The following is a 14629-nucleotide window of genomic DNA, read 5'->3' as shown; positions in this document are numbered from 1 at the left end:
CATGAAGTTTGTACTCGTTGGCCTTAATCACCATACGGCGCCCGTTGCGGTCCGCGAACGCTTTGCCTTCAGCAAGCACTACCTGCCTGAAGCCCTCAACCTGTTCGTGGATGGGCAAAACATCTGCGAAGGGATGATTCTCTCCACCTGCAACCGGGTTGAACTGCTGGGTGTAACGCCTCACGAAGGAACCCAGGGTATCGCCTGCGTCAAGAACTTCCTCAAGGCCATTCATCAGAAGTGCGACAGCTACGACGAGCACCTGTACTACTACACCGACCAGGATGTGGTACGGCACGTCTTCCGGGTAGCGTCGAGCCTGGACTCCATGATCATCGGCGAGCCGCAGATTCTGGGACAGGTCAAGGACGCCTACGCCACGGCGCAGGCGCTGAACAAGACCGGGACGCTGCTCAACAAGCTGATGCACAAGGCGTTCAGCGTTGCCAAGCGGGTCCGCACGGAGACGAAAATTGGCGCCAACGCCATTTCGGTCAGTTACGCCGCCGTCGAGCTGGCGCGGCGTATTTTCACCAGTCTTGAAGGGCAGACCGTCATGCTGGTCGGCGCCGGGGAGATGGCCGAGCTGGCCGCTACCCATCTGATGAGCGCCGGAGCCAGCCACATCGTCGTGGCCAGCCGGTCCTTCGACAAAGCCGTTCAGTTGGCCACCAAGTTCAATGGCTCGGCGGTGATTTTTGACCGCTTCCGGGAGCGGTTGCCGGAAGCCGACATCCTTATCTTTGCCACGGCGGCCCCGCACTTCGTCGTGCGCGTGGCCGATGTGGCGGCGGCCATGGAGCGGCGGCGGCACCGCCCGATGTTCATCATTGACATTTCCGTGCCACGCAACGTGGACCCGTCCATCAATGACCTGGAACAGGTCTTTGTGTATGACGTGGATGACCTGCAGGCGGTGGTCGAAAGCAACCTGCGCGAGCGGAAACAGGAAGCCGAACGGGCCAGCCGCATTGTCGAGGAGGAAGTCGCGGCCTTTGTGGCCGAATGGCGCAGCATGGCCGCTGCGCCTTTCATTGCCGCGCTCAATGCGCACCTTGTGGAGATGGCCCAGACGGAATATGAGCGCCATCGCAAGCGCATTGAACGGCTCGGAGGCATGCCGCCTGAAGTCGAGCGGTACGTACGCGAGGTCATCATCACCTCGATTCTGCGCAAATTCGCCCATCCACTTATCGAAAACATCCGTGAAGCGGCGGCGCAGGGCGAGCAAAGCCGGCTGTGTGAAACCTTCGGGCTGGAAGTGCGGGTTGGTGCTCAACAGCAGGTGCGCCTGGCGCGTTCGGCCTGAAATGACATCTGTGATGGAGGGTTGGAACCGGCCCTTCGTCCCCTGACCAGTTTTCATCCATTCCAACCCCAGGTGAGGTGCTGATTCATGATCGTTTCAATCTACGGCAAAGGCGGTATCGGTAAATCCACGACCTCTTCCAACATCGCCATCGCCATGGCCAAGCGTGGCGCGCGTGTCCTTCAGGTGGGTTGTGATCCCAAACATGATTCGACCTTTACCATCACCAAACGGATGATCCCGACCCTCGTCGAAATCCTCGAAGAGCACGACTACCACCACGAGGAAATCGAGCCATCCGAGGTGATTTTCAGGGGCAAGATGGGCGTGGATGCCATGGAATCCGGCGGCCCGGCTGCCGGCGCCGGTTGCGGCGGGTATGTGACCGGCGAAGCGGTGAAGTTTTTGCGCGACCACAAGCTGATGGATGAATACGACGTGGTGATTTTCGACGTGCTGGGCGATGTCGTCTGCGGCGGTTTCGCCACTCCACTCAACCACTCGGATTTCGCCTGTGTGGTGACGTCCAACGATTTCGACTCGCTCTTTGCGGCCAACCGCATCTGTGCCGCAGTGATGGCCAAGGCCAAAAACTATCCCATCTACATTGCCGGTCTGATTGTGAACCGCTGCCCCGACACCGACCACGTCGAACGGTACTGCGACCGGACCGGCGCGCGGATTGTCGGGCACGTCCCGCAGATTGACGAAATCCGGCGGTCACGGCTGGCTGGGGTTTCCATCTTCGAGATGAAGCGCATCGGCGGAATTGCCCTGGCGCAGGATCGGTATCTCGAAATTGCCGACTACCTGCTGTCCGAACCGGAAGCCCTCAAGGTCAAGCCCCTGACCGACCGGGAAGTGTTCGAGCATCTGCGCAGTGAGTACATCAACATCAACATTCAGCGTTTCAATGCCGAAGACCTGGAGTTGCTTGAAGACCCTTCGTGTCTGGCTCTGAACTGAGGTTGTGAAGCGAGGAAAGCCGGCCCAACGCTGCCCACAGTGGAAGCCGTGGGCTGGGAAAAGATGAGCCGTGAGCGCCGGTAGCGCGCATTTTGGACGGACATGTTCCAGAAAGGCAATCTATGGCAACCCCACTGCCCATTGTGAAACCGGATGCCGCGGAGCGGTTTTCGCGCATTTGCAGCGACTGTGGCATCTGCACGTCCAGTTTGCGCCCGCACGTCAAGGAGGCCTGCGCCTTCCTGGTGCAAAAATACGATGAACTGGAGCTGACCGTGCAGGGACACGCCCGGCGGGCCGGAACGGATGAGGTGTATTTTGGGCCGTACAAAAAAATCCTGCGCGTCCGGCGGCAACGCCCCATCGCCGGGGCGCAGTGGACGGGGGTGGTGACGACCATTGCCATGCGCGCCCTGGAACAGGGGCTGGTGGAAGGCGTCATCCTGACCGGCACGGAACCCGGTACGCTCAACAAACCCCAGCCCGTTCTGGCGCGCACACCGGAAGAAGTGCTCGCCTGTCGCGGCAACAAGTTCGGCCTTTCACCGACCCTGGAAAAGATAGATGACGCCATCGCTGCCGGCCTGAAGCGCGTCATGGTAGTCGGCACGCCGTGTCAGTTCCACGCCCTGCGCGTCATCGAGTCAACCCTGCCCTTTGACGAGTTGTGGTGCCTGGGCATTCTGTGCAGCGACAACACGACGCACGAAAACTACATGACGTTTCTGAAGTCCGTCAGCCGTTCGCCGGACACGGTCGTGCACATGGAGTTCATGCCGGATTTCCGCCTGTGGATGCGGCATACCAACGGGGAAGTCGAAAAGCTGAACTTCGTCGAAATCCCGATGCACGAGATTGGCCCCGACCTCATCGCGCCTTCCTGCCGGGTGTGTTTCAACTACACGAACTCGCTGGCCGATTTGTCGGTGGGCTACATGGGCGGCGGCATGCCGGACAACCAGTGGTTGCTCATTCGGAATGCCAAGGGCTGGCGTTTGCTTGACCTCATCCGCGATGACGTGGAGTTGTCCGAGCCGACCGAGAGTGGCAGCCGCGCGCTGGCGATGAAGGGCTTTTTGTCCCAGCTTGGGAAGCCCTACACCAAAGGCGCGCCCCGTCCGGTCAAAAAACTCATCGCTTTTCTCCAGCGCCGGTTCGGGCCGCGGGGGCTGGAGTTTGCCCGGACCCGCGTCGAGATGAAGCTGGCGGAAGGGCTGTTTACGGTACGCCGCAAGGCCGGACACCGGGAGGCACTGCTCGTTCCGCGCTACGCCTATGTCCCGCTTGAAAAGTACGTCCTGCCGGGCGAGACCCAGCCGCCGCGTCCGCCTGTCGGCGTGAAGCGCCCGCGTCGGTTAGCGACGTTGGGTAAGCCCGTGAAGGACAGGATTCTGGAAAGCAGTGATCCGGTTGGCGTTGGCTGATGGATCACAGACACATCACACAGGTTCATCTGGGAGGTTACACCCGTGTCGACCTACACCCCGGAGCAGATGCTCCGCCGTCAGAAAAGCAAATGGATGCCAGTGCAGGCATTTCTGGCCCCGGTGCAGTTCGTCATTTTCTTTATCAGTTTGGCGCTCATCATCTATTTCCTCTCCACTGGCCGCGGATTCTGGCTGGCCAACATAAGCGTGATGGTCAAAGTCTTCGTATTGTGGGTTATGGCCATTACAGGGGCGTTTTGGGAAAAAGATGTTTTCGGCCACTATGCCTTTGCCAAAGAGTTCTGGTGGGAAGATTTCTTCTCGACCTTCGTCCTGATCTCACACACGCTCTACGTTATCGGCTTTTTCCTCAAGTGGGAGGAAATGACGCTGGCCTATGTGGCCCTTGTGGCCTATCTGACATACTGCATCAATGCATACCAGTTTGTGCGTAAGTACGTCATCAACCGGCAGAAACTGAAAAGCCACGGTTATACGATTGCCGGGGACATGCCTTGGGCTTCTGGTTCCTTAAACACCACGAAAGCAGAGTTCTTATGCCGGTATTGCAGGCTGTTGAAAAATTGGAGCGTTATGCGCCGGGCGGAGTAGATACGGACACGCCGAGTTGGGGGCGCGAAGGTGCCATCGTGCTCTACTGGTTGGGGGCTTTTGCGCTCACCTGGCTGTTCCGTATCCCGGAGCCTTTTGTTTTCAATGTCAACCAGACCATTGCCTCGGTCTGGGGCATTGCTCTGCTGATTGCGACCCTTGGCTTTTCCCAGTGGCTTTATGCCCAGGTGGCCATTCACGAAGAACGTCCATTCAATCTTGTTGGCACGCCCATCTTCATCATCGGCAACAGTCTTGGAGAGACACTGGCGTTTCTGCTGGTCTTCAAATGCGGGGCAGCAATAGGAACCTGGTTGGTGAACCTCGTGGGACTGACCGGGATACCCTTTCACCTGCTCGTTTTCGGCAGCGGCTTTTTCACCTTTCTCATTTACGGGGGCGCCATCCACGGTCTTTTCTGGATGCGCATTTTCCCTCCTCACTTTCGGGAAGACGAGTGGGCGCGAAGGATTCGGAAGTTTCGGCTCTGGTCAGAAAGCGCGCTTTCTTTTTCCTGGTGTTTGACGTTTTATGTTTTTGAGGATTTCTGGAGTGTCGTTTTCTTTCACGCCATCGTGGACACAGTGCTGATGCTGAGGGTACGTCCCCGGATTTTCCGTTTTGCTTCCCAAGGTGTCAGCTCCGGTCCGTTGAAGCTGGTATGAGATGAGCTTGGGTGAAACCAGGTAGCGTGCAGTTTCCGCCAAACAGGTTTGTTCATTGAACCTGTATGGCATCAGTTGTTTGAATCAATCAGGGATTACTGTCATAGGGAGAAAACATCGCCATGAGGAAAAAGCCCAAGTGCTTGTTTGTCAACCCCCCGGTCATCGAGAAGGTAGCCGAACGCTTCAGCTTCATCAGCATGCCGTTGGCTATTCTCTACATTGGCACGTTCATCCAGTCGCACGGCTACGAAGTTGAACTCTGTGATATGAACGCTGGCCAGGAGCCTGTCTTCGGGGATGACATTGATATCGTTGGCATCTCCTGTGACACAGTGAAATATACGGTTGGGATGCGGGTGGCCAAGGCGGCCAAGGCGGCCGGAAAGTATGTGGTGATGGGGGGAACGCATCCCACTTTTGACGATGAAGCCACCTTGCGCTCCGGCTACGTGGATGTCGTCGTGCGGAGTGAAGGGGAGTATCAAATGCTGGAAATCGTCCAGCAGTTTGAGGCCAACGGCAAGGTTGATCCTTCGACCATCAAGGGTGTTTCCTGGCTCGATGGCGACCAATTTGTGCGCAATCCGCCGATGCCGTTCATCAAAGACCTTGACAGCCTGCCGATTCCCAACCGGGAACTGCTGGATGTGCCGCGCTACTGGAAACAGACCCGCTCCTGGTTGGGGAGATTCGCTGATCCGGTTTACAACATTTCAGGCTCACGGGGCTGCCCCTATGACTGCTCGTTCTGCATTGTGACGGCCAACTACGGGGCCAAGTGGCGGTATCGTTCGGTTGACTCGATTATGCAGGAAATCGAGGAAGGTTTTTACAAGTACAAGTACCGCACATTTTTCTTTACGGATGACATTTTCAACGCCAGTCCGAAGCGTGCTATGGCTATTTCACAGGCCATTATTGATGCCGGTCTGGCAGACAAAATCAAATGGACAGCGCAGTGCGTCACCAACATTTTTGTGAAGTTCCCGGAAGTCGTCGAAATCATGGCTGCGGCCGGCTGCATGGGCGTCATCATGGGGATTGAGTCCATGGACCCGGAAACCCTCAAGGACTACAACAAGACGGCAACCAGCGACGACAATGCCGAGTGCATCCGCCTGTTGAAAAAGCACGGGATTGCTTCGATGGCTTCGATCATCATCGGGCATCCAAAAGAAACCCGTGAGTCACTCCAGGCGACGATGAAGTACATGTGCGACCTCAACCCCGAAATGCTTTGGATTAACATCCTGACGCCTTACGTCGGCACGACCATGCGGCGTGAATTCATTCAGTCGGGAAGGCTGCTGCCGAATCTGTCCTGGGAAGACTATGACATCTCACATGTGACCTTCAAACTGGACCATCTCGAAGCCTGGGAAATTGAAGTCACGCGCAAGGCCATGACGGCGATGTATTACACCCGTCCGAGATACATTCTGGAGAATCTTCCACGTCTGTTTTTTGGAAAAGTGCCTACGCCCGTGGTGAAACAGGCTGCCTGCTGATGACCTGTGGGAGCGCGTCATCCGGGCCTGTGGCTCAACTTTTTGCATCCCTCCAAGGAGACCCCTCGTTGCCATGCCTGTCGTCGTTCAAATCAAGCGTCGCAAGAAACTCGGCCAGCATCGTCCGCTCAACATCCGGTTGGTTTTGCCCCGGTACTACAACCCGGAAAAAGGACAGCAGCACAAGCCGTTCATGATTTTTCCAAACATCGTCCTGCCGACGCTGGCGGCGATTACGCCGGCACCGCACAAGGTGACGATTGTGGATGAGAATGTTGAGGAATTGCATATCCCTGACGACACCGACCTGGTGGCGATCACGACCTACACCCGCAACGTCCAGCGTGGCTACCAGATTGCGGATGAGTGCCGGGCACGGGGCATTCCGGTCGTCATGGGGGGCATTCACGTCAGCTTCATGATTGAAGAGGCGCTTCAGCACTGCGATGCCGTGGTGTCCGGCGAAGGGGAAGCCCTCTGGCCGCAAATTCTCGAAGATGTGCAGAATGACGACCTCAAGCCGGTGTATCAGGGGGGGCATTCGCAGGATTTGAATGAGTTGCCGGTGCCACGCTGGGACCTGCTCAAACTCGAACGTTACTTCAAGCCCATTCCCACGCTGAAGATGCCCATCATGAGCATTCAGACCTCCCGTGGGTGTCCGCACAAGTGTGACTTCTGTACGGTGCCGGTCTTTGCCGGCGGTAAGATGCGCTACCGTGACCCGGCGCATCTGCTGCGCGAAATTGATGCCTACGGGGCAGAATTTTTCTCGATTGCCGATGACAACCTCATCGTCAATCCCGATGCGGCGGCACAACTGTTCAAGACCCTGGCCAAGCGTAAGCTGAGCTGGTTTGGATTTTTTGACACCCAATCCATCAAGCGGCCGGAGTTGGTGGAGTTGGCCGCCAAGTCCGGTTGCCGCCGGGCCTTTCTGGGCATTGAAAGTATCCACCCGAACGAACTGGCCTCGGTGAACAAAAAGTTCAACCGGCCGGAGAAGTACGAAGAACTCATCCGCCTCTTTCACCGGAACGGCATTGCCGTGGATGTCGGCATTCTTTTCGGATTTGAGGATGAGACCGTCGAGAGCACACTGGAGACCATCGAAGAACTCAAACGGTGCAACGTGGAGACGGCCATCTTCTCCGTGATGACGCCCTTTCCGGGAACGGCGCTCTACCAGCGCACGAAGGATAAGCTGCTGCACACCGACTGGGACCGTTACACGGGTGAGGAAGTCGTCTGGGTGCGCGAAGGGACAGATGCCGAGCAGACCCGCCGGTTGTTGCAGCTTGCCTTCGAGCAGTTCTATTCCGTGCCTTCCATTTACAAACGGGTGCTGTCGCCACGCTCCCATGCCCAGCGCAAGCTGCTGGCGACCATTTCCAATCTCCGTTTCCGCAGCATCATCAAGCATCGGTTCCCAGAGCCGCTCCCGCCGGATTTCCTGCGCAGCGCCCGCCAGGCCCGTCTGGCTTATGCCTGATGTGGCTGGCCGCTGTCCGGTGCCACCAGCCGCAGCCGCCCGTCTGTGTTCCAGGATATGGACGGGCTTTTTTGGTTGTGCGGTGTAGCCGGTGCCGGCTGAAGTGTCGCGGAGACGCCCCAAGTGAGGTTCAGGCAAGAAAAAGAAACTCGGCGTTCCACTTGCCCTGTGCTTTGAGAATCAGCTCAATGGCTTCCCGGACGGCCCCGCGCCCGCCTGTCCGGGTGGTGACGTAGTGGGCCGCCTGTTTGACTTCCAAGACGGCGTTGGCTACAGCAATCGCCAACCCGACCTGCTGCATCACCGGGACATCCGGCAGGTCATCGCCGATGAAGGCTACCGCCTGCCGGGGGATTGCGTGGGCCGTCAGCAGTTCGGTCAGCGCCTGGGCCTTGTCGCTGGTGGCCTGGCAGAGGAATTCGATGCCGGTTTCGCGCGCCCGCTGTTCGAGCGCCGGTGAGTGCCGCCCGGTGATGACGCCGGTCCGAATGCCGGCCCGCCTGGCCAGTTTGAGTCCGTGACCATCCTGTGAGTTGAAGCTTTTGAGTTCCGTTCCATCCGGGAGAAGATGGATGAAACCTTCGGTCAGCACGCCGTCGCAATCCATCAGCAGCAGACCGATATGGCGGGCGCGTTCCGCCAGGGGATCGCTCATAGGCAGCCCTCCAGGTTGTCAGACAAAGGGAGGTTTGCAGGTGGGGCTGAAGGTTGAATGTGAGAGGGGCCGCCCCACCAGTGTTCCCCGACAGCGCGGCGCGCCACAAAAGCAGGGGTAGTCCCGCCGCCAGGTTTCAGGGTCTCCATCGGCAACTTGCAGGTGATAGTCCATGGTCAGTTCGACGCCTGGCGGGATGTCCGTAATCGCCTCGATAAAAACGCGGCCACTGGCTTCCTGGAGGCTTTCACAGTTGGGTTCGCAGGAGTGGTTGATGTAGCGCGCCAGGTTGCCGAAGCGACCGCCATCCAGGACCGTGTGTTCGTCCAGGATAAAGAGAAACGTATGGGTCGTCCGCTCCAGTTTGCGCGCATAGCGCCGGTCGGCTTCTTCCCGGCTGATGCGTTCGCCACGGTATTCAATGATGCGGGTGCGGGCTTTGATGAACGTTGTGGCAAAGACGCCCCAGCCATGAATGGATGAACGACGTAACTCGCAAAGGTGATGGCGTTGCATAGCGCCTCTGGCAACAGGGAGAAGCAGGGAGACTCCCGGTCGCAGCAAGCAGGGCCACACTTCCGGGAGCCACCGGCTGACAGTTTTGTGAAGAAGTTTCCGGTCAGCGGATTCAGGTCATCGGAATCGTGGACGCACCACTGGGTTGCCAGCAAATCCGAAACCGGCACTCCGGTGCCCCTTCGCGCCGACAGCCCGTGATGGTGACTTCAGGGTGAATGCCGCCACACAACTCGACGGCGCGGCGGAAATAGCCAATACCTGACTGGCAGTACTGTGACGGCGGTGCTGTGTCATACGCCAGGCAGACCGTCCCGGCGTGAACCAACCCCGTTTTGCCTTCCGGCTCATAGCGCGCACTGCCGAAGGTCTGGAACGTGGGGGAGACCACGGCCGAAAGCTGCAGAAACCCCTCCACATCCCGCTGCACCAGGCTTTCATAGGTGCCGCCGATGTTGAGTTCGGCGGAAAATGCACCGAGCGCCTCCGGCAGATCGGGTGTGGTCGCGCCCAATTCCGCCACAATCGCGGCATCGAGCCGGACGAGCAGCCCCAGCTCATACCACTCGCCCACAAAGACGGTTTTGGTGAGAACCGCCCGATCCGCTTCGCTAAGGCTCTGTAGAACGTGTTTGAGCGTGGCAATGCCATGCTTCATTTGCAGGTACAGCAAACGTGACTTGATAAGGCTGCCCTGAACTTTCCAGTGGCGGACTGTCGAAAGCTGGGCGGCGCGCTCTTCATCGGTAATGGGACGGCAGCAGATGGGGCGTGGCAGGGTATCCATAAGCGGACTCCACAGGCTTGGATAAGTTTCGCTGGTGGGCAGCAGGGTGCCTTGACGTGAGGTGTGTGACAGTACGGGGGGAAACCGTCAGAAGCCTGGCCTGCCACTTCATAAGTCTTCTTCCCAGAGGTTGTCAAAGCGGGTGCAGGCTTTGATAAAGGTCAGTTCAACCGTGCCCGTAGGGCCGTTGCGCTGTTTGGCGACGATGAGTTCCGCCCGCCCGGCATTGTCTTCCGTGGGGTTATACATCTCTTCGCGGAAAATAAACGCCACCACATCCGCATCCTGCTCGATGCTGCCACTTTCGCGTAAATCCGACAGTATTGGCCGATGGTCAGAGCGATTCTCTGACGCACGGCTGAGCTGGGACAGGGCAATCAACGGAATGTCGAGTTCCTTGGCCAGCCCCTTCAGATCGCGGGAAATCTGGGAAACTTCCGTCTGGCGGTTTTCGTGCCGTCCGCGGGCCCGCACGAGTTGCAGGTAATCCACAATGAGCAGATCAAGGCCGTGCTGCGCCTTGAGCCGCCGCGCCTTGGCACGCATCTCAGCGACCGAAATGCCTGGTGTGTCGTCAATGAAGATGGGGGCGGTCGTGAGTTCCTGGAGGGCTTCGGCGAGTTTTCGCCATTCCTCACGGCTCAGGTAGCCGCTCCGCAACCGCTGTGAATCCACGCGGCTCTGGGCGCACAGCAGGCGCATCACCAGCGATTCCTTGGACATTTCCAGGGAAAAGATGCCCACCCGCTTGCCGTCCGCCACGGCTGCATGCTGTGCGATATTGAGACAGAAGGCCGTTTTGCCCGCCGACGGCCGCGCCGCGACGATAATAAGGTCTGATGGCTGAAGGCCATTCGTCAGGCGGTCGAAGTCGGTAAATCCTGTGGCCAGCCCCGTCAGGCGGCCGCTGTTGCTCTGGGCGGCTTCAACCTGTTGGAGCTGTGTGCGGGCCACCTCGGCCACCGGTACGAAGCCACTGCGGATACGGGCTTCCCCGACCTCGAAAATACTGCGCTCCAGCTCGTCAATGATGCTGTGCGCGTCCTGTTCCTCCAGTCGGCAGGCCCGGATGCCGGCCTGACAGATGTCAATGGCCCGGCGGAGCATGGACTTGTCTTTGACAGTTTTGGCATAGGCCTCGAGGTTGGCCGGGATGGCATAGGCATCCAGCAGCGCCGAAAGGGCAGGGATGCCGCCGACTTTGTCGAGCTGACCCCGCTGGCGCAGGAGTGTGGCCAAAGTGGTCGGATCAATCGGCTGTCCGGTTTCCGACAGCTCGCGCATGGCCGCAAAAATCTGCTGGTGACTGGGCCGGAAGAAGTCTTCCGGCTGGAGCAGTTCCAGCGCCTCGTGGCACACCTCGTTGTCCAGCAGAATTGAAGCCAGAATGCTGCGCTCGGCGTCTAGGTCGTGCGGCAGGGTGAAGCTTTCTTCCGTGGTTTTGGCGTCGGCTTTGGACCGCCCCTTCGGAGAACCCGTGTAGAAGGCGAGCATGGGACCTTCGGAGTCGGTTTTGCCTGATCGTCCTGACATACTGGGCCTGACGTGGGGCAAAAGGGCGCAGGTCTGACCTCCAAGGTGAAGAACAGACGGCTGTGCCCGGTGTCGCTTGAACCTGGTTTCCCAAACGACGCTTGACGGATGGCGCGCCGGGCCCGGCAGGTCAGGCCCCGGCGCGGGTACATATCGTATGGTCTCCCTGGCAAACCGTACCAGACCCGCGGCTGGACAGCATACCGGTTCTTTGTGGGCGTAAGGCTCAGCACGGATAAGCCGGCGGATGAAATTCCTCCGGGAACAGCGGAGTGACGTTGACACTCCAGTAGCTGTCAGAGCGCTCCAGGCTGCCCACCGCCAGGATGATCAGGTGATTCATGCCGACGACCAGTGTACCGGCTGACCCTACAATGAGAAATCCCTGCTCTTCGAGCGCCTCCCGGGCCGAGCGATTTTTTTTCTCACAGAACGGTACAACAAAACCCTCCTGCAGGGCCTGTTTCCAGCGTGCCAGCAGGGCAAAGGCATAGGATTCAAGTCCGCCCACCGCAAGGGCTTCCGCCTTGGGAAAGGTTGCCTCCCAGAATTGCATGTTCATGGCCACACCTCGTACGCTCACCCGGAACGGACAAGCTCGTCAGTGGTTATCGGCAAGTCGTGCTGTCATTGGCATGCGTGCGTTGTCGGGTTGGGGACAGTTGTCAAAGATGTCGTTCTCAGAGGTCAGAGCTGCTGTTGACTAAGCGGCCAGAAAATCCAGTGCCAGCGCAGACATTGCCCGCACGCCGGTGGCAATACAGACTTCATCCACCGCAAACCTGGGGGTGTGGATGTCGCCCTCAATACCGGCCGCAGGATTGGAAACGCCCAGCGAATAAAACATCGCTGGCACGGCGCAGGCAAAGTAGGCAAAGTCTTCGGCACCCATCCGTGGGGCATGCTCAATCACGCGCTCGGCGCCGATCACCCGCTGGAGTGTCGGCAGCATCTGCCTGACCAGCGACTGGTCATTGACCAGTGGTGGAACGAGCCGTTCATAGCGAATGTCGCAACTGGCTCCGCTGCCGGCTGCCGCATTTGAGACGATCTGGTGAATCAGGTGCTCAGTCTCGGTCCGCACGGTTTCGTCAAAAGCCCGTACCGTGCCTTCCATGACAACTTCATCAGCGACAATGTTGTAGCGCCGTCCGCCCTGCATCCGTCCGACCGTCAACACCATCGGCTGCTGGGCGTCAATCATCCGGCTGCGGATGGTCTGAAGCATCATGACGATGGTCGAAGCCACGACGATGGCATCCACGCCCCGGTGCGGATAGGCCCCGTGGGCCATGCGCCCTCGGACGGTGATGGTAAACCGGTCACAGCTCGACATCATCACGCCCTCGTTGTAACCAAGCTGTCCGGCGGCCAGCGGCGGGTAGCAGTGCAGGGCAAACATGGCGTCCGGGCGCTGGGGTTCGAGCGCACCTTCGTCCAGCATCAGCTTGGCCCCACCTGCCTCGCCCGGCGGCGGCCCTTCTTCGGCCGGCTGGAAGAAGAAGCGAACGGTACCGCAGAAGTGCTGGCGCAGCCGTGCGAGCACCTCTGCCGTACCCAAGGCCACCGTCATGTGAACGTCGTGGCCGCAGGCATGCATCACGCCCGGCACGGTTGAGGCAAAGGGCAGTCCCGGTGGTTCGTCAATGGGCAGGGCGTCCATATCGGCCCGGATGCCGACGACCTTGCCTGGCTGCCGGCCGTGGAGCGTGGCCACGATGCCGTGGTGGGCGACGTTGGTACGCAGCTCAAAGCCACCGATTTCACGCAACCGGTGAACCAGAAAGCGTGAGGTGCGGACTTCGCGATTGGAAAGTTCCGGGTGCTGGTGCAGTTCGCGTCGGGTGGCAATGAGCCGGGGTTCGAGGTGGGCTACCAGATCGGCCACATACCGGTCACGGTGTTTGACCGAATCTAACGAGCGCGGATGAGTGGAAGTGGTGACAGCGTCATCGGGCATGGTCTTGCAAACAGCGATTCACGATTTCAAACGGCATTTCGGAGAAGTTCCATTGAGAAATAGTCCAATGGTAATCTTACCTGCGCCCGCTGGAAATCATACTTTGCAAAAACGGTCAGTCCACTGCGGCTGGGCGTGCAGTGCAGGTTGGATTGGACGCGCAGCGCGGGGAGGTCGCAGACGCATGCGGTGCAGGTTAGCCGGCTGGTGGTTTCTGGTGTTGGTGCTGCTGCCTGGGGCGCACCCTGAATCGGCAGTGGACGCCGCCGGGGCGCAAACCACAAATGAAACGAAGGTGGACTTCGCCCGTATCCAGCGCGAACTGCTGGATGTCATCAACGCCCAGCGCGCGCGGGCCGGTGCGCCGCCTGTCGCGCTCGATGACCTCGCCGGTCAGGTTGCCGAAGCCCATGCACAAGAGATGGCACAGTACAACTACCTGAGCCACTGGAACCGCGATGGCTTCCTGCCCTACATGCGCTACGGGCTGCGGGGTGGGACGGCCTACTGCGCCGAAAATGTCTCCATGCTTTCGGGGTTGTCACCACGTGCCGGCACGGCCGAAGTCAGGGAAGCCATCCTCCAGCTTCAGCAGTCCATGCACGATGAAACGCCACCCAATGACGGCCATCGCCGCACGATCCTTAACCCGGAGCATACCCACGTCGGTCTGGGCCTGGCGGTGGTTGGGAAGGAGCTGCGCTTGGCACAGGAGTTTCTGAGCCGCTACATCCGCTTTGAACCGCTGCCCACCAAGGCCCGGCCAGGCGACCGGTTGAATGTCGTCGGACAGGTGCTCAACCCGGATGAGTATGCCTTCTATGCTGCCGCGGTATATCACGAGCCGCTGCCACAGCCGCTGACGCTCGAACGCCTCCGCCAGCCGCGCCCCTATGCCCTGCCGGAAACCTCCCGCATGCTCAAACCCCGCCTCACCGACGGTTCGCAATATACCGATGGCACGACCGGGGAAGTTGAAGTCGGCGCTGGCGGGCGCTTCAAATTCGAGTTGTCTTTTCCCAAACGCGAGCCGGGCGTCTATACGACCCTCGTCTTCGTGCAGCGCGGCGTCAGGGGCAAACCCTTCCCGGCAGGAAGTCTCTGCTTCTGGGTCGAGTAGCGGGGGCTTGGCCGGTAATGAAATTTTCGTAGGACAACTCAAGTTTTTGGATGTCGCTCCGAAATTCTACATCCCC

Annotated in this window: 14 protein-coding genes; 8 read left to right on the top strand and 6 right to left on the bottom strand. The window is 59.1% G+C overall.

Annotated features, from left to right (window positions below):
- The first annotated feature begins 1 nt into the window (after position 1).
- The 7 genes from hemA to J8C01_RS14440 all read left to right on the top strand — a co-directional run bounded on the left by hemA (position 2) and on the right by J8C01_RS14440 (position 7982).
- The gene (gene hemA / locus J8C01_RS14470; RefSeq protein ID WP_211432887.1) at positions 2–1309 is read left to right on the top strand and encodes a glutamyl-tRNA reductase; all 1308 of its coding nucleotides are present in this window, start codon (positions 2–4) and stop codon (positions 1307–1309) included.
- Positions 1310–1396: 87 nt separating this feature from the next.
- A complete protein-coding gene (gene bchL / locus J8C01_RS14465) occupies positions 1397–2275 on the top strand; it encodes a ferredoxin:protochlorophyllide reductase (ATP-dependent) iron-sulfur ATP-binding protein (protein ID WP_211432886.1) in 879 nt (292 codons plus the stop codon).
- Between the two features lie 122 nt (positions 2276–2397).
- Positions 2398–3699 (top strand): Coenzyme F420 hydrogenase/dehydrogenase, beta subunit C-terminal domain, encoded by a 1302-nt coding sequence (locus J8C01_RS14460; RefSeq protein ID WP_014100823.1) that lies wholly within the window; start codon positions 2398–2400, stop codon positions 3697–3699.
- Between the two features lie 45 nt (positions 3700–3744).
- Complete coding sequence (gene bchF / locus J8C01_RS14455; protein ID WP_228374101.1) at positions 3745–4314, top strand: 2-vinyl bacteriochlorophyllide hydratase; 570 nt, start codon at positions 3745–3747, stop codon at positions 4312–4314.
- On the top strand, positions 4260–4979 hold the full coding sequence (locus J8C01_RS14450) for a hypothetical protein (protein ID WP_148264081.1): 720 nt from the start codon (positions 4260–4262) through the stop codon (positions 4977–4979). Before bchF ends, J8C01_RS14450 begins: the two co-directional genes overlap by 55 nt.
- Positions 4980–5101: 122 nt before the next feature.
- Positions 5102–6490, top strand: a complete 1389-nt coding sequence (locus J8C01_RS14445; RefSeq protein ID WP_014100826.1) for a B12-binding domain-containing radical SAM protein — start codon at positions 5102–5104, stop codon at positions 6488–6490.
- Positions 6491–6563: 73 nt separating this feature from the next.
- Complete coding sequence (locus J8C01_RS14440) at positions 6564–7982, top strand: B12-binding domain-containing radical SAM protein (RefSeq protein ID WP_014100827.1); 1419 nt, start codon at positions 6564–6566, stop codon at positions 7980–7982.
- A 130-nt stretch (positions 7983–8112) separates the two neighbouring features.
- Here J8C01_RS14440 and J8C01_RS14435 read toward each other — a convergent pair whose 3' ends face one another.
- From J8C01_RS14435 to J8C01_RS14410, 6 genes are all read right to left on the bottom strand, one after another.
- Positions 8113–8637 (bottom strand): KdsC family phosphatase, encoded by a 525-nt coding sequence (locus J8C01_RS14435; RefSeq protein ID WP_014100828.1) that lies wholly within the window; start codon positions 8635–8637, stop codon positions 8113–8115.
- Positions 8638–8655: 18 nt separating this feature from the next.
- Entirely contained in the window at positions 8656–9153 is a 498-nt protein-coding gene (locus J8C01_RS14430; RefSeq protein WP_211432885.1) for an SET domain-containing protein, read from the bottom strand.
- 112 nt (positions 9154–9265) lie between these two features.
- Positions 9266–9940 (bottom strand): hypothetical protein, encoded by a 675-nt coding sequence (locus J8C01_RS14425; protein ID WP_211432884.1) that lies wholly within the window; start codon positions 9938–9940, stop codon positions 9266–9268.
- 108 nt (positions 9941–10048) lie between these two features.
- On the bottom strand, positions 10049–11473 hold the full coding sequence (gene dnaB, locus J8C01_RS14420) for a replicative DNA helicase (RefSeq protein ID WP_228374102.1): 1425 nt from the start codon (positions 11471–11473) through the stop codon (positions 10049–10051).
- 226 nt (positions 11474–11699) lie between these two features.
- Positions 11700–12035 (bottom strand): hypothetical protein, encoded by a 336-nt coding sequence (locus J8C01_RS14415; RefSeq protein WP_211432883.1) that lies wholly within the window; start codon positions 12033–12035, stop codon positions 11700–11702.
- A 141-nt stretch (positions 12036–12176) separates the two neighbouring features.
- Entirely contained in the window at positions 12177–13433 is a 1257-nt protein-coding gene (locus tag J8C01_RS14410; RefSeq protein ID WP_014100836.1) for a M20 metallopeptidase family protein, read from the bottom strand.
- 184 nt (positions 13434–13617) lie between these two features.
- Between J8C01_RS14410 and J8C01_RS14405 the strand changes: the two genes are divergently transcribed.
- Positions 13618–14553 carry a CAP domain-containing protein gene (locus J8C01_RS14405; protein ID WP_211432882.1) on the top strand — a complete coding sequence of 312 codons (936 nt, stop codon included), beginning with the start codon at positions 13618–13620 and terminating at the stop codon, positions 14551–14553.
- The last annotated feature ends 76 nt before the right edge of the window (positions 14554–14629 follow it).

It is taken from the genome of Chloracidobacterium sp. D, from assembly GCF_018304685.1.
Lineage (GTDB): Bacteria > Acidobacteriota > Blastocatellia > Chloracidobacteriales > Chloracidobacteriaceae > Chloracidobacterium > Chloracidobacterium thermophilum.
The sequence above is the reverse complement of the archived record's forward strand: the minus strand, read 5'-3'. Positions and strand labels throughout refer to the sequence as shown.